The organism is Streptomyces sp. NPDC057565, assembly GCF_042801455.1.
GTDB classification, from domain to species: domain Bacteria; phylum Actinomycetota; class Actinomycetes; order Streptomycetales; family Streptomycetaceae; genus Streptomyces; species Streptomyces yanii.
This window is the reverse complement of record NZ_JBHVFU010000003.1, coordinates 58,359-78,305: the sequence shown is the minus strand read 5'-3', so window position 1 is coordinate 78,305 and position 19,947 is coordinate 58,359. Positions and strand designations below refer to the sequence as shown.

19 protein-coding genes are annotated in these 19,947 nt (G+C 70.5%); 12 read left to right on the top strand and 7 right to left on the bottom strand.

Features of this window, described 5'->3' with window-relative positions; translation table 11 throughout:
- Positions 1–252 precede the first annotated feature (252 nt).
- Complete coding sequence (locus ACFU8W_RS07620) at positions 253–2,055, top strand: MFS transporter (RefSeq protein ID WP_384033219.1); 1,803 nt, start codon at positions 253–255, stop codon at positions 2,053–2,055.
- On the opposite strand, the gene pepE is transcribed toward ACFU8W_RS07620, so the two are convergent.
- The gene (pepE, locus tag ACFU8W_RS07615; protein ID WP_345512934.1) at positions 2,018–2,746 is read right to left on the bottom strand and encodes a dipeptidase PepE; all 729 of its coding nucleotides are present in this window, start codon (positions 2,744–2,746) and stop codon (positions 2,018–2,020) included. The two genes, ACFU8W_RS07620 and pepE, sit on opposite strands and share 38 nt — an antisense overlap.
- A gap of 87 nt (positions 2,747–2,833) precedes the next feature.
- Complete coding sequence (locus tag ACFU8W_RS07610; protein ID WP_384033215.1) at positions 2,834–3,664, bottom strand: IclR family transcriptional regulator; 831 nt, start codon at positions 3,662–3,664, stop codon at positions 2,834–2,836.
- Between the two features lie 155 nt (positions 3,665–3,819).
- Between ACFU8W_RS07610 and ACFU8W_RS07605 the strand changes: the two genes are divergently transcribed.
- The 8 genes from ACFU8W_RS07605 (at position 3,820) to ACFU8W_RS07570 (ending at position 13,270) form a co-directional block, all read left to right on the top strand.
- Positions 3,820–4,773, top strand: coding sequence for a DUF1177 domain-containing protein (locus ACFU8W_RS07605; RefSeq protein WP_384033212.1), 954 nt, complete (start codon positions 3,820–3,822; stop codon positions 4,771–4,773).
- Positions 4,773–6,149 (top strand): cytosine permease, encoded by a 1,377-nt coding sequence (locus ACFU8W_RS07600; RefSeq protein ID WP_345512937.1) that lies wholly within the window; start codon positions 4,773–4,775, stop codon positions 6,147–6,149. The genes ACFU8W_RS07605 and ACFU8W_RS07600 overlap by 1 nt, the downstream gene beginning before the upstream one ends.
- A complete protein-coding gene (locus tag ACFU8W_RS07595) occupies positions 6,146–7,474 on the top strand; it encodes a M20/M25/M40 family metallo-hydrolase (RefSeq protein ID WP_384033209.1) in 1,329 nt (442 codons plus the stop codon). Before ACFU8W_RS07600 ends, ACFU8W_RS07595 begins: the two co-directional genes overlap by 4 nt.
- Positions 7,475–7,725: 251 nt before the next feature.
- The gene (locus ACFU8W_RS07590; protein WP_384033206.1) at positions 7,726–9,342 is read left to right on the top strand and encodes a chitobiase/beta-hexosaminidase C-terminal domain-containing protein; all 1,617 of its coding nucleotides are present in this window, start codon (positions 7,726–7,728) and stop codon (positions 9,340–9,342) included.
- Between the two features lie 220 nt (positions 9,343–9,562).
- Positions 9,563–10,150, top strand: a complete 588-nt coding sequence (locus tag ACFU8W_RS07585; RefSeq protein ID WP_384034252.1) for a class I SAM-dependent methyltransferase — start codon at positions 9,563–9,565, stop codon at positions 10,148–10,150.
- Positions 10,151–10,171: 21 nt separating this feature from the next.
- On the top strand, positions 10,172–11,113 hold the full coding sequence (locus ACFU8W_RS07580; protein WP_384033203.1) for an N-acetylmuramoyl-L-alanine amidase: 942 nt from the start codon (positions 10,172–10,174) through the stop codon (positions 11,111–11,113).
- A gap of 244 nt (positions 11,114–11,357) precedes the next feature.
- Positions 11,358–12,140, top strand: a complete 783-nt coding sequence (locus ACFU8W_RS07575; protein ID WP_384033200.1) for a hypothetical protein — start codon at positions 11,358–11,360, stop codon at positions 12,138–12,140.
- Positions 12,141–12,256: 116 nt separating this feature from the next.
- Positions 12,257–13,270, top strand: a complete 1,014-nt coding sequence (locus ACFU8W_RS07570) for an LLM class F420-dependent oxidoreductase (RefSeq protein ID WP_384034249.1) — start codon at positions 12,257–12,259, stop codon at positions 13,268–13,270.
- 9 nt (positions 13,271–13,279) lie between these two features.
- On the opposite strand, the gene ACFU8W_RS07565 is transcribed toward ACFU8W_RS07570, so the two are convergent.
- Together ACFU8W_RS07565 and ACFU8W_RS07560 are read right to left on the bottom strand one after the other, a co-directional pair.
- Positions 13,280–14,056 carry a maleylpyruvate isomerase family mycothiol-dependent enzyme gene (locus tag ACFU8W_RS07565; RefSeq protein WP_384033197.1) on the bottom strand — a complete coding sequence of 259 codons (777 nt, stop codon included), beginning with the start codon at positions 14,054–14,056 and terminating at the stop codon, positions 13,280–13,282.
- 40 nt (positions 14,057–14,096) lie between these two features.
- Positions 14,097–14,648 (bottom strand): hypothetical protein, encoded by a 552-nt coding sequence (locus tag ACFU8W_RS07560; RefSeq protein WP_384033194.1) that lies wholly within the window; start codon positions 14,646–14,648, stop codon positions 14,097–14,099.
- 150 nt (positions 14,649–14,798) lie between these two features.
- On the opposite strand from ACFU8W_RS07560, the gene ACFU8W_RS07555 reads away from it, so the two are divergent.
- Positions 14,799–15,092 (top strand): hypothetical protein, encoded by a 294-nt coding sequence (locus ACFU8W_RS07555; RefSeq protein ID WP_345512944.1) that lies wholly within the window; start codon positions 14,799–14,801, stop codon positions 15,090–15,092.
- A gap of 39 nt (positions 15,093–15,131) precedes the next feature.
- Here ACFU8W_RS07555 and ACFU8W_RS07550 read toward each other — a convergent pair whose 3' ends face one another.
- The 3 genes from ACFU8W_RS07550 to ACFU8W_RS07540 all read right to left on the bottom strand — a co-directional run bounded on the left by ACFU8W_RS07550 (position 15,132) and on the right by ACFU8W_RS07540 (position 18,386).
- Positions 15,132–16,220 carry a prenyltransferase gene (locus ACFU8W_RS07550; RefSeq protein ID WP_384033191.1) on the bottom strand — a complete coding sequence of 363 codons (1,089 nt, stop codon included), beginning with the start codon at positions 16,218–16,220 and terminating at the stop codon, positions 15,132–15,134.
- The gene (locus ACFU8W_RS07545) at positions 16,217–16,984 is read right to left on the bottom strand and encodes a class I SAM-dependent methyltransferase (RefSeq protein ID WP_366134209.1); all 768 of its coding nucleotides are present in this window, start codon (positions 16,982–16,984) and stop codon (positions 16,217–16,219) included. Before ACFU8W_RS07545 ends, ACFU8W_RS07550 begins: the two co-directional genes overlap by 4 nt.
- 70 nt (positions 16,985–17,054) lie before the next feature.
- A complete protein-coding gene (locus ACFU8W_RS07540; protein WP_345512948.1) occupies positions 17,055–18,386 on the bottom strand; it encodes a glycosyltransferase family 4 protein in 1,332 nt (443 codons plus the stop codon).
- A 228-nt stretch (positions 18,387–18,614) separates the two neighbouring features.
- On the opposite strand from ACFU8W_RS07540, the gene ACFU8W_RS07535 reads away from it, so the two are divergent.
- Together ACFU8W_RS07535 and ACFU8W_RS07530 are read left to right on the top strand one after the other, a co-directional pair.
- Entirely contained in the window at positions 18,615–19,223 is a 609-nt protein-coding gene (locus tag ACFU8W_RS07535; RefSeq protein ID WP_384033186.1) for a TetR family transcriptional regulator, read from the top strand.
- A gap of 147 nt (positions 19,224–19,370) precedes the next feature.
- Positions 19,371–19,742, top strand: a complete 372-nt coding sequence (locus tag ACFU8W_RS07530; protein ID WP_384033183.1) for a DUF4190 domain-containing protein — start codon at positions 19,371–19,373, stop codon at positions 19,740–19,742.
- Positions 19,743–19,947 lie beyond the last annotated feature (205 nt).

Sequence of the window (19,947 nt, the reverse complement as noted above, 5' to 3'; positions counted from 1 at the left end):
GTACGGATCCTCGCCGGTCGCGGCCACTGGAACGGCGCAAGAGTAGAACACGTTTCAATCTGACGGAAGGTCAGATGGCCGCACGGTTCCGGCCAAGTACCTCGCCATGCCCTGTTGGTACCGCGTTCACCGGAATACCCCGGACCTCCGGAAGCGTTCAGCGTGCACACACTTGGCGGTCGGTGCTGCCCGCCGCCGGACCCGCACTCCGTCCTCACCCCCTCTTCCTTCCGCCGCCCGGAGGCCGCACGTATGCCACAGACGACGAACGATCAGCACGCCGAGGAGCAGCAGCTCCCCGATCCGCGGGAGCGACGTGCGGGCGGCGGTGTCGTCCCCGTACTCGCCTTCGCGGGTATCACCGTCGCGGTGATGCAGACCCTGCTCGTCCCCGTCATCAAGGACCTGCCCGCCCTTCTTCACACCGATCCGTCCAACGCCACCTGGGTGATGACCGCGACGCTGCTCGCCGGGGCCGTCGCCACACCGATCATGGGCCGGCTCGGCGACCTCCACGGCAAGCGCAGGATGCTGCTCGCCAGCCTCGCCGTCATGGTGATCGGCTCGCTGGTCTGCGCCTTCACCGAGGAACTCGTCGTCATGATCGTGGGGCGGGCGCTCCAGGGCTTCGCGATGGGCGCCATCCCGCTGGGCATCGGCATCATGCGCGACGAGCTGCCGCGCGAGAAGCTCGGCTCGGCGATGGCGCTGATGAGTTCCTCGATCGGCGTGGGCGGCGGGCTCGCGCTGCCCGGCGCCGCGCTGGTCGCGCAGCACGCCGACTGGCACACGCTGTTCTTCGGCGCCGCCGGACTCGGGGTGCTGTCGATGGCCCTGACCGTCCTCGTCGTACCGGAGACCTCGCTGCGCGCGCCCGGCCGGTTCGATCTGCCCGGTGCGCTCGGACTCTCGCTCGGTCTGGTCTGTCTGCTGCTGCCGATCACCAAGGGCAGCGACTGGGGCTGGACCTCGGGCACCACGCTCGGTCTGATCGCCGCGTCCCTGCTGATCCTGGCGCTGTGGGGGCTCTTCGAGCTGCGCAGCCCGGCGCCGCTGGTCGATCTGCGGACCTCGGCCCGGCGCGAGGTGCTGCTCACCAACCTCGCCTCGGTGATGGTCGGTGTCGCGTTCTACGCGGTCTCGCTCGTCCTGCCGCAGCTGCTGCAGCTGCCGACGTCGACGGGGTACGGCCTGGGGCAGTCGATGGTCGTGGCGGGGCTGTGCGTGGCGCCGCTGGGTCTGACGATGATGTTCGTCGCCCCGCTGTACGCCCGGCTGTCCGCCCGCCGCGGGCCCAAGGTGTCGCTGATGCTCGGCCTGCTGGTCATCGCGATCGGTTACGGGGCGGGGCTCGGCCTGATGAGTGCCGCCTGGCAGACCGTGGTGATCGCGGTGGTGCTCGGGGCCGGTATCGGGCTCGCGTACTCCTCGCTGCCCGCGTTGATCATCGGGGCCGTCGATCCGTCCGAGACGGGTGCGGCCAACGGTCTGAACACCCTGATGCGGTCGATCGGTACGTCGGCGTCGAGTGCCGTGATCGGCATGGTGCTCGCCAACACCTCGGTGCGGATGGGACCGGTGTCGGTTCCCTCGATGGAGGGATTCCGGACCTCGTTCATGATCGCGACGGGTGCGGTGGCGATCGGTCTGGTGGTGGCCGCGTTCCTGCCTTCGCAGCGCGACGCGACACGGCCGGTGCTGCTGGCGAGCAGCGCGGACGAGGCGGCGCCCGTCCGGGAGGCGTCGCATGCCGCCGCCGGTTCGGGCGGGTTCCGCGGCCGGGTGCTGGATGCGGACGGCACGCCGGTGGCCCGCGCCAACGTCACGCTGATCGACCGGAATGGCCGGCAGGCGGGGCTCACCGTCACGGACGAGGCCGGTCGGTACGCCCTGACCGCCCCGTCCTCCGGCAGCAGCTTCGTGCTGGCCGGGTCCGCCGCCGGGTACGCGCCGCGCGCCTGCCCGGCGGCGTACCCGGCGAGCGGACTGCCCGTCGAGATCGACCTCGTGCTGACGGTCAGCGCACCGGAGCGTCGAACCGCGGTGTCGTCATGAGCAGATGGGAGACGTCCGACCCCGGCGGGAGCTCCTGCGGCTGCGCGCCACGGGTGAACAGCCGGGCGGGGTGGGCGCCCTGCACCCGGGCCTGGCGGCCGTTGACGCGCAGCCAGGATCCCTCGCGCAGGCCGAGCACCGGCACGTCGTTCTCCTCCAGGAACTCGGTCAGCCGCTCCTCGCGGGTCTCGCCCTTGTGGGTGCTGGCCGGGTCCGGGTCCAGGTAGTGCGGGTTGATCTGGAACGGGACGAGGCCGAGCGCCTCGAAGGACGGCGGCTGGACAATGGGCATGTCGTTGGTGGTACGGAGGGTGGGCGCCGCCATGTTCGTACCGGCGCTGGCCCCCATGTACGGCAGCCCGGCGCGCACCGCCTCGATGACGGCGTCGCGCAACCCGGTGCGGTAGAGGGCGCTGAGCAGCCGGAAGGAGTTGCCGCCGCCGATGAACACGGCGTCGGATGCGGCGAGTTCGGCGGCCGGGTCGGCGTTCTCATGGACACCGCGGACGGTGATGCCGGACGGCTCCAGGGCGTCACGGACGCGTGCGGTGTACGTGGTGTAGTCGGCCAGCGCGTAGGGGACGAAGGCCAGTCGGGCACCGGCGGGCAGGAATCCGATGACGGTGTCGAGGGCGTGTTCCAGATAACCACGGCCGTGCTGGGTGGAGTTGGAGAGCAGAAGCAGATTCACAGGGTTCCTCGGACGACTCGGGTGATTCAGACGGTTCGGGTGACTCGGGGGGCACCGGTGTCCCGGTGACCCGGACGTTCGGACGGGTCAGTCGGTGGTACGGGGGCGGCGGGCCCGCGACTTCGGGCGCTGCGGCGGGTGGGTGAGCCTCTGCTCCAGGAGCTGGGCCGCCTGGCGCAGGGCGTCGAGCCGGTCCTCGGGCGCCCCCCGGAACCGCTCCTCGCCACCGCCGAGGCTGAGGCTCCCGTACGGCTCGCGCCCCAGGAACACCGGAACGGCGACGGTCGCGATCCCGGTGTCGTACTCGCCGACGGTGCAGGCGTACCCCTGGGCACGGATCTTCAGGAACTCCTGTTCCAGCTGGTCCGGGTCGGTGACGGTCCGCTCGGTGAAGCGGGCCATGGGGCGGCCGCGGAACAGCCGGTGGCGCTGCTCATCGGGCAGGTAGGCGTAGTACGACTTGCTGGTCGCCCCGGCGTGCGCCGGGTAGAGCTCGCCGACCAGGGGGTAGTAGCGCAGCGGTCCGGTCTCGCCCTCCTCGGCGGCCACGCACCGCATGTGGAAGCTGTCCGGCAGGCAGAACAGAACGGTGTCACCGGTGGCCCGGCGCAGCTCCTCCAGGACCGGCCCGGCGAGCAGTTCCAGCGATCCGGAGCGCTCCCAGAGCCGGCCGAGCCGCAGCACGGCGGGGCCGATGCGGTAGCGGCGGGTGGCCGGGTCGGAGACCAGGAAGCCGCGGCCGGCGAGCGTCGCGAGGAGCCGCTGGGCCACCGAGGTGTCCCAGCCGAACTCCTCGGCGACCTCGGTCACACCCCAGTCCGGCCTGGTCCGCTCGAACGCGAGCAGCACGAGGAGCGCCCGGTCGACGGTTTGCAGGGCCCCGGCGGGGGTGCGCCGGTCCAGATCGAAGTCCGCCATCGTCATCTCACCATTCAGACCTGAATTGCAAATAACGGGAAACAGTTGCGCTCAACGCTATCCGATCCCGAATCTGCTCTCAGCACCCCGTCCGGCGTCCGTGACTCCCTGCCGGGCGCCGGACGGGTGTGATGGATGCGTGAGAAAGGCCCCCCATGTTGAAGTACGTGCTGGACATCCTTGACCTGCTGGACGACCCCCAGGTCAACGGCAAGACGGTCGTCGAGTACCTCGACTCCGTAGCGGGGCCCGAGGGCTCGTCCGCGCAGGTCACCACGGTCGCCGGCGAACGGGGCTCCACGGACTTCGTGCTCGTGAGGATCCCCGGCAGCCAGGGCCGCACCTCCGGCGGCAGCGCCCGCACCCTCGGTGTGGTCGGCCGCCTCGGCGGCATCGGCGCCCGGCCCGAGGTGACCGGTCTGGTCTCCGACGCCGACGGCGCGGCAGCCGCCGTGGCCACCGCGGCCAAGCTGCTCGACATGCGCCGCCGCGGCGATGTGCTGCCCGGCGACGTGATCATCGCCACCCACATCTGCCCGGACGCGCCGACCGAGCCCCACGAACCGGTGCCGTTCATGGGCTCGCCCGTGGACATCGCCACGATGAACCGGCACGAGGTGACCGGCGAGATGGAGGCCGTGCTCTCCATCGACACCACCAAGGGCAACCGGATCATCAACCACAAGGGCCTGGCCCTCTCCCCCACCGTCAAGGAGGGATGGGTGCTCCGGGTCAGCGAGCAGCTCGGTGAGCTGCTCGCCGTCGTCACCGGTGAGCCGTTGGTCACCTACCCCGTGACCACGCAGGACATCACGCCGTACGGTAACGGTGCACATCACATCAATTCCATCCTGCAGCCCTCCACCGCGACGGCCGCTCCGGTCGTCGGCCTCGCGGTCACCTCGGCCGCCGCGGTGCCGGGCTGCCAGACGGGCGCGAGCCACGAGACGGACATCGCGTCCGCCGCCCGCTACGCCGTGGAGGTCGCCAAGGCCTACGGCAGTGGCCACCTGGACTTCCACGACGCGGTGGAGTTCGACAACCTCGTCAACCGCTACGGGTCGCTGGCTCACCTGCAGACCTCCGGCCGTACACCCCAGGAGTCCTGATGGCAGCCGCCGCCCCGCAGGCCGAGGCCAAGAGCATCGGCAGCGACGACTACTCCCTCTCGCGCGTCCCGCGCGACAAGAGGTTCGGATTCTGGTCCATGCTGCTGCAGTGGTTGGCCCAGTCCGGCTCGATCTCGCAGTTCACGCTCGGCGCCACCATCGGTGTCGGCATGACCTTCGGGAACGCCTTCCTCGCCTTCACGCTCGGCGCGGTGATCCTGGAGATCGTCATCTTCGCGATCGGTCTGGCCGGGATGCGCGAGGGTCTGGCGACCCCGATGCTGACCCGCTGGGTCGGCTTCGGCCGCAATGGCTCGGCGCTGGTGAGCTTTGTCATCGCGGTCAGCCTGGTCGGCTGGTTCGGGGTCCAGAACACGATCTTCGGCAACAGCGTCTCGGCGCTGGTCGGCGGACCGTCCTGGATGTGGTGCGTGCTCGCGGGCATGGCCATCACCGCCCTGGTGATCTTCGGCTTCCGCTACATGGCGGTCTTCGCGAAGATCGTCACCCCGCTCTTCTTCGCGATGGTCGCCTGGTCCGTCGTCTCGACGCTCAAGGACCACTCGATCAGTGACCTGATCAACTCGCCGCCGCCCGGCCAGACGATCCCGCTCGCCGTCGCCGCCACCGCCATCGCGGGCGGCTTCATGACCGGCGCGATCGTGGCCCCGGAGATGACCCGCTACAACCGCAAGGGCTCGCACGTCTTCATCCAGAGCGCCTCGTCGATGATCCTCTCCGAGTACATCGTCGGCATGACCGGTGTGCTCCTCGGCCACCTGGTCAAGAGCAACGAGGTGTCGCACATCGTGCTCTCCACCTCGGGTGCCTTCGGCGTCATCGTGGTCCTGATGTCCACCGCGAAGATCAACGACTGGAACCTGTACGGCTCCTCGCTCGGCGTCGTCAACTTCTTCCAGGTCGTCTTCGGCAAGCGGCTGCACCGCGGCGCGGTCACGATCGTCCTCGGCATCGCCGGCACGGTCCTGTCCGCGATCGGGATCATGACCCACTTCACCGAGTTCCTCTCGATCCTCGGCGTGGCCATCCCGCCGATCGGCGGCATCATCGTGGCCGAGTACTGGGTCGTGAAGAGGATGCGCAAGCCGCTGGACGACACCCGCGAGGCCGAGACGCTGCCGAGGACCTCGCCGACCTGGGTGCCGATGTCCATAGCCATCTGGATCGTGGCGTTCTGCGTCGGCAAGTTCTACGACGGCGGCATCCCGGCGCTCAACTCGCTGGGCACGGCCTTCGTGCTGTACGCGGTGCTCGGCCTGCTGGGCTGGGTCAAGCCGTACGGCACCTCCACCCTGGGCGACGAGGACAGCGCTGTCCCCGCCGCCCGCGCAACAACCTCCGTGGGAGCAGCATGACCACCCCCGACCCCGCCGCCCCCCTCGTCCCGGCGTCCGACCAGGCTCAGGCCGAGGTCATCGACCTCTGCGCCGAACTGATCCGGTTCGACACCTCCAACCCCACCAGCAACGAACGCGCGAGCGCCGACTGGGTGGTGGGCCGTCTCGCCGAGGTGGGCATCGACTCCGAACTGGTCGAGTCCGCCCCGGGCCGGGCCAACGTCGTCGCCCGCATCGCCGGCCGCGACCCCGAGCGCGGCGCCCTGCTGGTCCACGGTCACCTCGACGTGGTCCCGGCCGACGCGTCCGAGTGGCAGGTGCCGCCGTTCTCCGGCGAGATCCGCGACGGCTACCTCTGGGGCCGCGGCGCGATCGACATGAAGGACACGGTGGCGGTCATGATCGCCACCGCCCGGCACTTCGCCCGCACGGGCACGAAGCCCTCCCGCGACCTGGTCCTCGCCTTCCTCGCCGATGAGGAGGCGGGCGGCAGGTTCGGCGCCCACTGGCTGGTCGAGCACCGTCCGGAACTGTTCTCCGGGGTGACCGAGGCGATCGGCGAGGGCGGCGGTTTCTCCTTCGCCATCGACGACACCCGGCGCCTCTACCCGATCGAGAACGCCCAGCGCGGCATGGCCTGGATGGAGCTCACCGCCACCGGACGGGCCGGCCACGGTTCGTCCCCCAACGACGAGAACGCGGTCACCGACCTCGCCGAGTCGTTGACCCGGATCGGCCGCCACACGTTCCCGATCCGCCTGATCGAGCCGGTCCGCGCGCTGCTCGAAGAGGCCGCCCGCCTCCAGGGGGTCGACTTCGACGAGGACGACATCGAGGGCAGCCTGGCGAAGCTGGGCCCGGTCTCCGACTTCATGCAGGTCGTCCTGCGCAACTCGGCGAACCCGACCATGTTCAGCGCCGGCTACCAGACGAACGTCATCCCGGGGAAGGCCACGGCCCGCGTCGACGGCCGGTTCCTCCCCGGACACGAGCAGGAACTCATCGACACCATCGACCAGTTGCTCCTGCCGTCGGTCAGCCGCAAGTGGGTCAACCACGACATCGCGATGGAGACGACGTTCGACGGCCCGCTCGTCGACGCGATGTGCGAGGCCGTACGCGCCGAGGACCCGGACGGACACCCGGTCCCGTACTGCAACCCCGGCGGCACGGACGCCAAGGCCTTCACCCACCTCGGCATCCGCTGCTTCGGCTTCAAGGGCCTGAAGCTGCCGCACGACCTGGATTACGGCCGGCTCTTCCACGGCGTGGACGAGCGCGTCCCGCTGGAGGGGCTGCGGTTCGGGGTGCGTGTCATGACCCGACTCTGGCAGAGCTGCTGAGCCGATCCAGCAGCTCCGCCGGGGGCCGCCCCGACCCGGGCCCACCCCTCGTACGCCCCCGCCGGACCTGTTCCGGCGGGGGCGTACGGCATGGAGCGCAGCCCCTGCGCGAGCAGCACACGGACGTTCACGACCGCTTCATGGAACGGACAGCCGCGGCGCCCCTCCCCCTCCCCGTGACCACCTAGCGTCCTTGGTTCAGACCGGTTACCGACTCGTTATGGTGACCGCGCCAGAGACAAGGAACCCCCGTGAGAATCACCCCTCTTGTGATCGTTGCCGCGTCCGCGGCGCTCGCCGCACCGACCGCTGCCCACGCCGAGCCCGACACCTCCCACCCGCCCGCGGCACCCGGCGTGAGTGTGCCCGGTGGGCGGTACGAGCACGCGGTGACACTGAAGTTCAGCACCGAGCGCGGAACCACAGTCCGCTACACGCTGGACGGCTCGACCCCGACCCGCGAAAGCAGCGTCTACTCCCCCGGCCGCCCGCTGCGGATCACCGAGGACACCAACGTCACGGCCGTCGCCTTCCACGGCGGTCAGGCGAGCCCGCCCGTCTCGTACGGCTACCTGATCAAGACGCAGGAGAAGCCGCTCGCCACGTTCGTCGTCATGTCGGACGTCCACGTCGGGGACCACGCGCACAACGACAAGAAGTACGAGAGCTTCTTCGACACCATCGGTTCGATCTTCCCGAACCCGGACGCGATCCTGTCCAACGGCGACATGATCAACGACAACGGCGACGGCAAGGGCCCGGACCACAGGATCGTCTCGGAGATCTTCCAGGCGAACCTCAAGCGCAAGGGCATGGACAGCACCCAGCTGCTGATCTCCAACGGCAACCACGACGCGGGCCTCGCCGCGATACGGGCCGGCTACCCGAAGGCGTGGTTCCCGGACTCCGGCGGCGGCTACTACGAGTCCGACGTCAAGGGTGTGCACCTCTTCACGGTGAACACGGAGACCTACAACAACGACACCGCGCAGCGCACCTGGCTGAAGACCCGCCTGGCCGAGCTCACCGCGGACCCGGCCAACGCCAACCGGCCGATCCTCGTCCAGGGCCACCGCCCCACCACGGGAACGGCGATGGACGGCCAGCAGGCGTCCAACCCGCGGCTGGCCGAGGACCTGAGCGCCTTCCCGCAGGCGATCCTCTTCAGCGGCCACTCGCACCTCAACATCAACGACGACCGGTCGATCCACCAGCGCGACTTCACGTCGGTCAACGACGGTTCGATGTCGTACGTCGAGATCGACCACGGCTACCAGATGGTCACCGAGACGGGCCTCGCCAACCGCTTCGAGTCGCCGACCGCCCAGGCGCTCTTCGTCGAGGTCTACAAGGACCGTACGGAGATCGACCGCATCAACATGGCCGCGGACCAGCACGACATCTACGCCGGAGGACAGTGGTCGGCGAGCTGGCAGCCGCCGTACGCCAGCGCGGGCACGCTGAGCGGTCCGGGCTGGACGGTACGTCTGAAGGGCTCGACGAACCAGCAGATCAAGGACAACTTCCGGTACACGGCCGCCGAACGGAACAAGGTGGCACCGGAGTTCACCACCGGCGAGCCGCTGACGGCGGTACGCGGACCCGAGGGCGCCACGGTCGTGCGGATCGCGCAGGCCAAGGACGACCAGATGGTCCACCACTACGAGGTCGACATCACCGACACGACGACCGGCACCAAGGCCGTCTCGTCCAAGGTCCTCTCCGACTTCTACATCATGCCGCGCCCGAACACCCTGGACATCCCGGTCCCGGGCGCGGTGGCCGGCCACGCGTACGAGGCGCGGGTCGTGGCGGTGGACGCGTACGGCAACGCCTCCCCGGCCGCGACGCTGACGTTCACCCGCTGACGCGCCGGGACACCCCCTGGAGCGGTGGGCCGGCGGGCCCACCGCTCCTGCGGCCGCACCAGGTGTCGGCCCGGCCGGCACAAGCCACCCCGCCGACGGCGCCGACCGGCCCGTACGGCACGATGAGGCGCCGTTTCATTCCCGTACGACCAGGAGGAACCCCGTGGCCGCCGAGCCCGAGCCGGAGATTCTCGCCGCCTTCCAGGCGGCCAAGGGCTTCATGCCGGTGGTCGAGGGGCTCGCCCTCCACGCGGCCGCCACCGACGCCGCCGCGCTCGGTCTGCCGCTGCTGGAGGTCGGGACGTACTGCGGGCGGTCCACGATCCTGCTCGCCGACGTCGCCCGGGCGGCCGGTGTGACCGCACTCACTGTCGACCATCACCGCGGCAGCGAGGAGCAGCAGCCCGGCTGGGAGTACCACGACCCGACCGTCGTGGACCCGGAGGTCGGCCGGATGGACACGCTGCCGACCTTCCGCCGCACGCTGCACGCGGCGGGCCTCGAAGACCACGTCGTGGCGCTCGTAGGGCGGTCCCCGCAGGTCGCGGCCGTCTGGGGCGGGCAGCTCGGCTTCGTCTTCATCGACGGCGGGCACACCGACGAGCATGCGAACGGCGACTACGAGGGCTGGGCACCGCATGTCGCCGAGGGCGGACTGCTCGTGATCCACGACGTGTTCCCCGACCCCGCGCACGGTGGTCAGGCGCCGTACCGGGTGTATCTGCGGGCGCTGGAGTCCGGGGCGTTCACCGAGGTGTCGGTCACGGACTCGCTGCGCGTCCTGCGCCGTACCGGAACGGGGATCTGAGCCGCCGGATAGCATCGCGACGTGCCGTACGACACCAGCTTTTCTCCCACCCCGCGCCCCGCGCGGCGTCGCCGGACCCTGCTCGCCGCTGCCGCGCTGGGCTGCGTGTGCCTGATCGCGGGCTGTGGGGGTGGCAGCGGCGGCGGAGCGGCGGCGCAGCCGCGCGAGGGCGGTGGTGGCACGTCGTCCCCGCCGTCCCTGTCGCCTTCGCCCGCCAAGGGCAATCCGTCGGCGAGGGCGACCTCGGTGCCGCCCTCCTCGTCGAAGTCCGCGAGCCGCACGGTGTCCGGGCCGCTGTCGGGGAAGACGGTCGTGATCGACCCCGGGCACAATCCGCGCAACCACGAGCACACCCGCGAGATCGGGCGCCAGGTGGACATCGGCACCGCGCACAAGGAGTGCGACACCACCGGTACGTCCACCGACTCGGGTTACGCCGAGGCCGAGTTCACCCTCGATGTGGCGCACCGGCTGCGGGCACTGCTGCAGGCGCAGGGCGCCGAGGTGGTCCTCACGTACGACAACGACCGCCCGTACGGGCCGTGTGTCGACGAGCGGGCCCGGATCGGCAACCGCGCCGGGGCCGATGCGGTCGTGTCGGTGCACGCGGACGGTTCCGCGGTCGGCAACCGCGGCTTCCATGTGATCCTTCCCGCACTCGTGCGCGGCGGGGCTGCGGACACCTCGAAAATCGTCGAACCGTCGCGCGAACTCGGCACCCGGATCGCCGGCCTCTTCGTCCGGGCTACCGGAAGTGCGCCTTCCAATTATGTGGGCGGCAATACGGGGTTGGACACCCGTAAGGATCTGGGCGGACTCAATTTGTCCACGGTGCCCAAGGTGTTCATCGAGTGCGGCAATATGCGTGATCCGAAGGACGCCGCCCTGCTCACCAGCGCGGGCTGGCGCCAGAAGGCCGCACAGGGCATTGCGGATGGCATCAGTTCCTACCTGCGCGGGTAAGAGGAGCCCTGATTATGCGGTGGTTGTGCGGTGGTTATGCAGGGTTATTCAGGGGGATGACCGTCCAAGGTCCGGGCCAGGGCACAACCCGCCCTGGCAGACGATAGATTCATCCGTACGATGGGGAGCCGCCCCCGAGCTTCGTGCCGTGCCCGCCGTACCGGCGGCAGCGACGACCGCCCCGACGAGACGACCGACTAAGGACCTTCACGTGAATATCCGCTCGCTCACTAGAGGCGATGGCGTGGTGATCGGAGCAGCGGTGGTGCTGTTCATCGCCTCTTTCCTCGATTTCTTCTCCTACAACGGCCTCGGCGTCGACGCGCCGAACGCCTGGGACTCGCTGGGCAATGCGATCGGCGTCTACCTGGTCGGGGTGATCGGTGCGGCACTGATCGTGCTCTCCCGTTCGCAGCCCCAGCCCCGCAAGGTCGTCGGCCTGGACCTCGGCCAGTTCGGTGTCGCGGCCACGGTCTTCACCGCGTGGAACATCTTCTGGACGATCATCGACCTCGGCCAGGTCGACGCCGGTGCCGGTCTCATCCTCGGCCTGATCGGCTCGCTCGTGCTGGCCGGCGGCGCGGTCGCCACCCCGCTGGTCCCCACGCTGAAGGCGCCCCTGATGGGCGCCCCGCGTCCGCAGCCCGCGCAGGCGCCGTACGGCGGCCAGCCGCAGCCCGGCCAGGGGTACGGCTACCCGGGTGCCCAGCAGCAGCCGTACGGTGCGCAGCCGGGTCAGCCCCAGCCGTACGGTGCCCAGCCGCAGCCCGGTCAGCCCGACCCCGCCCAGGCGCAGCAGGCCCCGCAGGGCGGCGCCGCGCAGGCCGGTGACTTCGCGCCGTTCTGGTTCGCCGTGCCGGTGGCCCGTCCGCTGTACGGCGAGGACGGTTCGCCGAGCCCGATCGCCGAACTGGCGCCGGGCACCTGGTACCTCGCGGTCGAGCAGCGCGGTCCGGGCCTCATCGCCCAGACCCAGGACGGCCGTCGTGGCGTTCTGCAGGACACCACGGGCATCCAGCGCGGCTGACAGCACTCCCGCTCCGCGGCCCCTCGCCTCTTCCGGGCGGGGGGCCGCTGCCGTAATCTCCGTCCGCACAAAGCAATCTGATGTATCGTCAGTTCTGTATGGCTGGAGGGACCGGTATGCGGCTCGGACTCGCTCTCGGCTACTGGGGCCGCGGCCCGAACCCCGCCCACCTGGACCTCGCCCGCGAGGCGGAACGGCTGGGCTACGACTCGGTGTGGACGGCGGAGGCCTGGGGCTCCGACGCCTTCACCCCGCTGGCCTGGATCGCTGCGCACACCTCCCGCATCCGGCTGGGCACCGGCATTGCGCAGATGGCGGCACGCACCCCGACCGCGACGGCCATGCACGCAGTGACCCTCGACCACCTCTCCGGCGGCCGCATGATGCTCGGGCTCGGGCTGTCAGGGCCCCAGGTGGTGGAGGGCTGGTACGGGCGCCCGTTCCCGAGGAGCCCGCTGACCGCCACCCGCGAGTACGTCGAGGTCATCCGGCAAGTACTGAGGCGCGAGGCCCCTGTTGAGCTGGACGGGCGGTTCCACTCCCATCCGTACACCGGTCCGGACGCGACCGGGCTCGGCAAACCGCTGAAGCCGATCACCCATCCGCTGCGGGCCGGGATGCCCGTACTGCTGGGGGCCGAAGGCCCGAAGAACATCGCGCAGACGACCCGGATCGCGGACGGCTGGCTGCCGTTGTACTGGTCGCCGCTGCGGACCGATGTGTACGAGGCGTCGCTGACCGGGCTCCCCGACGGCTTCATGATCGCGCCGATGGCCCGCGCGCACGTCTGTGACGATGTCACGGAAGGCCTGCTGCCGGTGAAGGCGATGCTCGGCTTCTACATCGGCGGGATGGGACACGCCGCCCGCAACTTCCACGCCGATCTGATGGCACGGATGGGCTTCGAGGAGGAGGCGCGGCGGATCCAGCAGCTGTTCCTGCAAGGCCGCAAGGAGGAGGCGGTGCTGGCCGTGCCGGACGCGTTCGCCGATGAGATCTCGCTCGTCGGCCCGCGTGAACGGATCGCGGAACGGCTGGAGTTGTGGCGGAAGGGGCCGGTGACCGACCTGCTGGTCACGGCACCGGACCCGCACACCCTGCGCGTACTGGCAGACCTCAACAGCGCCTGAGCGCCCCCCTCAGCGGAACGTCGCCCGCTCCAGCCAGAAGTCCAGCAACTCCCGGTCCCCGAGCACCTCGGCCCGCCCGCTGTCCACGTCCAGCCGCCGGTTGATCAGCAGCATCAGGTCCGTCAGCGGCGCGCGCACCGCGACGGTCGCCTTCTCGTGCGCCCGCCGCCAGGTGAACCCGTCCTCGCCGAACTCGATCAGCCACTCCGCCCCGGGCACGTCCGTGGCATGGAAGTGGAGGGACCGGCCGGCCCCCCGGAGCTCCGCGGCCTCCGGGTCCCCCTGGGACTGGGCGAAGGCGACGATCTCCAGCCACTCGTCCATCGTGTCGGCCGCCAGCTCGGGCGCCACCGCGTAGCCGGCCCGCACGGCGAGCACCGCGTCGGCGCGGTGGACGACCGTCTCGTGCACCATGCGTCGCGCCCAGAACCCGGCGCTCCTGTCCCACGACCAGCTCCAGACCTGCCGGTCACGACCTGCGTCGCGCAGCACGTCAGCCGTCTTCTCCGCCCCGTCGGCCAGCCAGGCGTCCAGCACGGCCGGGTCGTCGCCGTCCGGCGTGAACTCCGGCACCTGTTCGTCCGGGACTTGCCCGGTCGCCCGGGTGCGGACGATCTCGCCGGCCCAGCGGTGGGCGCCGCCGACGTGCACGGCGAGATCGCGCAGCGTCCAGTCGGGGCAGGTCGGGACTTGCGCGTCGAGGTCCGCGCCCTTGAGCGCCGCCCTCAACTCATCGGTCTGCCGGACGATTTCGTCGCAGTAGCGATCATGTGCCAGAAGCGTCATGGCGGCACCCTAATGCGGCCTCCTCGCAGCCCACATCCGGTTATCCGCCGAGCTGGGACGTGGACGGCACCTTGTCCTTCACCTCGGCGCCCGCGCTCTTGCCCGCGTCCTTGACGCCGTTGATGACGTTCTCGAAGGCACTGACGTCCCCTGCGCCCGCCTCGCCCGTGCGGAGCTTGGCCCCGAGCCCCTTGAGGGATGCGATGCCCGCCGTCAGCGGCGCGACCGCCTGCGACAGCAGCGGGTCGCCCTTGGCGTTGTCCGCCGCCGCCTTGAGCCGGTTGTACGCGAACACGCCCGCGAGCCCCGCCTTGACCAGTGCGGTCTTCCGCCCGTCGGCGCCCGTCTTGAACTTGCCCGCACGGTACGGCTTGACGATCCACTGATACGTGGCACCCGCCGCGAGCCCCGCGTTGGCGACGAACCGCGTCTTCGCGAGCTTCTGCTTCTCCGGCGACGCCGTACCGCTCGGGGTCGGGGAGGAACTCGAACTGCTGCTGGAGCCCCCGCCGCACCCGGTGGCGCCCACCAGCACGGTGCAGGACAGCAGCAACGCCACGAACAGACGGCGGAGCGGTACGGAACGGGGCACAGCGGGCCTCCCTGAACGGGCACACGGTGGGTTCTGCGGGTGAATGACGCGGTCCGGCACTCCCGGCCAGGCTCATCCCGGCCCGGGTGCCGCGCCACTCGGGAGGCGCCGTCCGGGTTTCGGGCCGGGGAAAGCGGCAACCCGGTGTTCATGTCACCTGGAAAAGGCACGAGAAGCAGCACCGCCGCACGTGTCATAGCCGTCGTGGCCGACGTCATGGCCGCCATCATCGGCCTGTGGATCCTGATGTACCTCCTGGACGCGAACCGGGCCAACGACCTGGTGGACTTCGTCAGGGGCGCGGCCCGCTGGCTGGCCGGCTGGTCGTACGACCTGTTCACGTTCGACGAGGCGTGGGCACGGGTCGTCGCCGGATACGGCCTCGCCGCCGCCGTCTACCTCTTCGTCGGACATGCGGTGGCGAGCCACATCCGCCGCTACTGACCTGCCGGCGAGGACCCGCTCAGTGGTCCGAGCAGACCGTCAGGTGCGCGAAGCCTCGCCGCAGCAGTCCGGTTCCAGCCCCTTGGGCAGCCGTTCGCCGCTGAAGACCGCAGTGGTCGCCTCGTCGCCCCCCAGGGCAGCCACCGCGAGCAGCAGCGAGCCGGCGGTCCAGGTGGTGTGCTCCTCCGGCCAGAACGCCCGGTTGCCCTCGAAGACGTATCCGGTCCAGTACATGCCGCCCTCGGCGCGCAGGTGCTGGATGGACTGGAGGATCTCCAACGCCCGGTCGGACTCACCCATCACCCAGAGCGCCAGGGCGAGTTCGCAGCTCTCGCCGCCGGTCACCCAGGGGTTGGGCACCACACAGCGGACCCCGAGGCCGGGGACGACGAATCGGTCCCAGGCTTCCTCGATCCGTTCCTTGGCGGCCGTTCCGGTGAGCGCGCCGCCGAGGACCGGGTAGTACCAGTCCATCGAGTAGTGGCTCTTGTCGAGGAAGCGCTCGGGGTGGTTGCGGATCGCGTGCGCGAGCGCACCGGTCGCCAACTCCCAGTCGGGCTGCGGCTCTTCGCGCTGCTCGGCGATGGCGAGTGCACAGCGCAGCGCCTGGTGGATGGAGGAGCAGCCGGTCAGCAGGGCGTCGTCGACCGGGGTTCCGTCGGGTTCGCGCTTCCAGCCGATCTGGCCGCCGGGCTGCTGGAGCCGCAGGACGAATTCGACGGCCGCGTAGACGGTCGGCCACATCCGGTCGATGAACGCGTCGTCGCCGGTGGCGAGATAGTGGTGCCAGACGCCGACCGCCACGTACGCACAGAAGTTGGACTCCAGGCCCCGGTCGGTCGGCCGCTCCGGGTCGCCGTCGTGGTAGGCGGCGTACCAGGAGCCGTCCTTGTTCTGGTGCCGGGCCAGCCAGTCGTAGGCGCGTTCCGCCGCGGCGTGCTCACCCGCGGCGTCAAGGGCCATGGCGGCCTCGGTGTGGTCCCACGGGTCCAGGTGGTGACCGCGGAACCAGGGCAGCGCGCCGTCCTCGCACTGCACGGCGAGCAGAGCCTCGACGGTCTCGGTGGCCTGCTCGGCGGTGAGCACTCCGGGCAGCACAAGGTGTTCGGTCTGCTCGGGAGTGGTCACGCCTCGGCCTTCGAGAGGTCGTCCGCGGCGGCGGCCCTGGGCAGGTGCGGCTTGGTGGCGTAGGCGACGAAGCTCTTGCCGACGACCGGGTTGAGCAGTTGCTCGGCGACCCGGGTGACGGCCGGCTTCTTCATGATGTCCCAGACCAGCAGCTTGTGGTACGCGCGGACCGGGAGCGCTGCGTCCTCGCCGTCGCGGCCGACTCCGAACGCGCACTTCAGCCACCAGTACGGCGAGTGCAGGGCGTGGGCGTGGTGGGTGCCGTACGGCTTGAGACCGGCGCCGCGGATCTTGCCCAGCAGTTCGTCGGCCTTGTAGATGCGGATGTGACCGCCCTCGACCTCGTGGTACGCGTCGGAGAGCGTCCAGCAGATCTTCTCGGGGCCGTACCGCGGCACGGTGATGGCGATCCGGCCGCCGGGCTTGAGGACCCGGACCATCTCGGCGAGCACGCCCTTGTCGTCGGGAATGTGCTCCATCACCTCGGAGATGATGACGACGTCGAAGGACTCGTCGGGGAACGGCAGGTTGAGCGCGTCGCCCTCCATCGCGGTGGCGGTGGCACCCTCGGGGGCCTCGCCGGCCTCCTTCATCGCCGCGAACCACTTCGCGACCTCGCGGATCTCCTCGCCGTTCTGGTCGAGTGCCACCACCTGGGCGCCGCGCCGGTAGCACTCGAAGGCGTGGCGTCCGGCGCCGCAGCCCAGATCGAGCACTCGGTCGCCTGCGGCGAGCGGGAAGCGGGTGAAGTCCACGGTCAGCACGAATGCCTGCTTTCGCGGTCGGGGGTCGAGGGGGGTCAGGGAGCAGGGACGGCGTGTACGGGCGTCGGGGTCACCGACGGCCGCCGGAGTGCGTGGTGGCTGCGCGGGCGGCGATCGCCTGCCGGTAGAGCTCCGCGGTGCCGATGGCCGCCTGCTTCCAGGTGAACCGGGACAGCACCCGTTCGCGGCCCGCGGCGCCGAGCCGGGCCCGCAGTTCCGGGTCGCCCAGCAGCCGTGCGAGTGCGGCGGCCAGCGCCCCGGCGTCGGCGGGCGGCACGGCCAGGCAGGTCTCGCCGTCCGGGCCGGCCACCTCGGGGATCGCCCCGCCGGTGGTGGCGACGAGCGGGGTGCCGGTGGCCATGGCCTCGGCGGCGGGCAGTGAGAATCCCTCGTACAACGACGGGACACAGGCGATCTCGGCGCTCCGCACCAGGTCGACGAGTTCGGCGTCGCTGATGCCCTTGACGAACTCCACGGCGTCCTGGAGTCCGTACCGCTCGATGGCCTGCGCGACCGGTCCGTCCTCGGCCCGCTTGCCGACGACCACGAGGTGCGCCTGCGGGTTCTCGGTACGGAGCTTGGCGAGCGCCTCGACGAGGTGGACGAGGCCCTTCAGCGGGACGTCGGCGCTGGAGGTGGTGACGATCCGGCCCGGCACCTCGGCGATCTTCGGGTCGGGCGACCACAGGTCTGTGTCCGCACCGATGTGCACGACATGGATCCGGTCCTGCCGCACCCCGAGGTGGTCGACGATCTCCTGCTTGGAGGAGCCGGAGACGGTGAGGACCGACGGCAGCCGGCGCGCGACCCGCTTCTGCATACGGGTGAAGGCGTACCAGCGGCGCACGGAGGCGCGGCGGCGACGGCTGTCGGCGGCGTCCAGTTCCAGCTGCCGGTCGACGGTGATGGGGTGGTGGATGGTGGTGACGAGCGGGGCGCCGAGATCCGCCAACAGCCCGTACCCGAGAGTCTGGTTGTCGTGGATGACATCGAACTCGCCTCGGCGCGCGGCGAGATGGCGGCGGGCGCGGAGGCTGAAGGTGAGCGGTTCCGGGAAGCCGCCGGTCCACATGGTGGCGACCTCGGCGGCGTCGATCCAGTCCCGGTACTCGCCGCGTCCGGGCGTGCGGAACGGGTCGGGCTGGCGGTAGAGATCCAGACTCGGCAACTCGGTGAGCGGGACGCCCTCGTCGAGTACGGGATAGGGCTGGGCGCCGATCACTTCGACGCTGTGGCCGAGGCGGGCGAGCTCGCGGCCGAGGTGGCGTACGTACACACCCTGACCGCCGCAGAACGGGTTGCCCTTGTAGGTGAGAAGTGCGATGCGCAGGGGTCGCCCGTCGGTGCTGCCCGACGCGTGGCCGCCCGTGCGAGGGCCCGCTTCTATGGCCTCAGCGGTCACACTCGGCCCCCTTCTCACTGCGTGTTCGCCGGAGCGTAACCGCTCGCGCTAATCTAGAACAAGTTTCAGACTGGATCGTTCAATGAGCTACGAATCTACCGGCAGGTAGCGTCGACGCAACGGCCGGATCAGGTGATTCGCGCCACCACCGGGCACCCTGGCATGCTGTGCGCCGCCGGGGCCCAGACGCCTCCCCCGGTTGCGGACAGAAGCCATGGATGGGGACACATGACAGCGGAAGCCAAGCCGGCATCGCCGCCCCTGACGGAACGGCAGGAGGCCCGCCGTCGTCGCATTCTGCACGCCAGCGCCCAGCTCGCCAGCAGGGGCGGTTTCGAGGCGGTGCAGATGCGTGAGGTGGCGGAGGCCGCCGGGGTCGCCCTGGGCACGCTGTACCGGTATTTCCCCTCCAAGATCCACCTCCTGGTCGCCACCATGCAGGACCAGCTCCAGCACATGCACGGGACGCTGCGCAAGCGCCCCCCGGCCGGGGACGACGCGGCGGCGCGCGTCGCCGACACCCTGATGCGGGCGTTCCGCGCCATGCAGCGCGAACCGCATCTGGCGGATGCGATGGTGCGTGCGCTGACCTTTGCGGACCGCAGCGTCAGTCCCGAGGTGGACACCGTCTCGCGGATCACGACCGCAATCATCCTGGACTCGATGGGACTCCAGCACCCGACGCCGGAGCAGCTGTCCGCGGTCCGGGTCATCGAGCACACCTGGCACTCGGCGCTGATCACCTGGCTGTCGGGGCGGGCGTCGATCGCGCAGGTGAAGATAGACATCGAGACGGTGTGCCGGCTGATCGACGTGACGGCTCCGGACGCCCCCTGAGGGCCGGCCCGTCATCAGCCGCGGACGGCCCCAGGCAGACCTGCCCCGAGGCGTCACCTGCCGACCACATACCCCTCACATCTCCGTGCAGGGCGCCCTCGAATCTCTCCTAACATGAACCTGACCAGCATCGATGGAGAGGAAGACATGGCTGACGAGTCAGGCATGGCACGCGGCACGGCGGACGAGCAGAACCAGGGCGTCCACCCCGGGACGGCGCCGGGGTACGGCGTAGGCGCCCAGGCCCCTTACGGCTACGCATACCCCACGGGCGCCGCGCTGCCCACCGGCAAGGCGACTGCCTCGATGGTGCTCGGCATCGTCGGACTGCTGCTCGTCCCGATCGTGGCGCCGATCATCGCCCTGTGCCTGGGTGTCTCGGCCCGCCGCATGGCGGACCGCGGCGAGGGCGGCGCCCGCGGCCAGGCGACCGCCGGAATGGTGATGGGGATCATCGGCTGCGCCTTCGCCTGCCTCGGGTTCCTCGTGGCCACGATCCAGGCGGCCAGCGGCGTCTGACATCGCCGACGGACATCCGCCCGGGCGGATGGCGCGGCGGTGACGGGGCGCGGTCCTCCCGGGCCGCGCCACCCTGCCCCCGGCTCCGGCCCATGTGCGACCCCCACATGTGCACCGCCTCAGGTGGGGGCCCCTGCACCATGTCGACGGCGGCGCGGGGTTCATACGGTTCGGCGACATCACAGGAATCCCGCCGAGGAGCCGG

Bases quoted from the DNA above. Each gene is read 5' to 3' on its own strand.
- ACFU8W_RS07600 (WP_345512937.1), top strand. From the start codon at position 4,773: ATGGCAGCCGCCGCCCCGCAGGCCGAGGCCAAGAGCATCGGCAGCGAC.
- ACFU8W_RS07570 (WP_384034249.1), top strand. From the start codon at position 12,257: ATGCGGCTCGGACTCGCTCTCGGCTACTGGGGCCGCGGCCCGAACCCC.
- ACFU8W_RS07605 (WP_384033212.1), top strand. From the start codon at position 3,820: ATGTTGAAGTACGTGCTGGACATCCTTGACCTGCTGGACGACCCCCAG.
- ACFU8W_RS07555 (WP_345512944.1), top strand. From the start codon at position 14,799: ATGTCACCTGGAAAAGGCACGAGAAGCAGCACCGCCGCACGTGTCATA.
- ACFU8W_RS07620 (WP_384033219.1), top strand. From the start codon at position 253: ATGCCACAGACGACGAACGATCAGCACGCCGAGGAGCAGCAGCTCCCC.
- ACFU8W_RS07610 (WP_384033215.1), bottom strand. From the start codon at position 3,664: ATGGCGGACTTCGATCTGGACCGGCGCACCCCCGCCGGGGCCCTGCAA.
- ACFU8W_RS07585 (WP_384034252.1), top strand. From the start codon at position 9,563: ATGCCGGTGGTCGAGGGGCTCGCCCTCCACGCGGCCGCCACCGACGCC.
- ACFU8W_RS07535 (WP_384033186.1), top strand. From the start codon at position 18,615: ATGACAGCGGAAGCCAAGCCGGCATCGCCGCCCCTGACGGAACGGCAG.
- ACFU8W_RS07565 (WP_384033197.1), bottom strand. From the start codon at position 14,056: ATGACGCTTCTGGCACATGATCGCTACTGCGACGAAATCGTCCGGCAG.
- ACFU8W_RS07595 (WP_384033209.1), top strand. From the start codon at position 6,146: ATGACCACCCCCGACCCCGCCGCCCCCCTCGTCCCGGCGTCCGACCAG.
- ACFU8W_RS07530 (WP_384033183.1), top strand. From the start codon at position 19,371: ATGGCTGACGAGTCAGGCATGGCACGCGGCACGGCGGACGAGCAGAAC.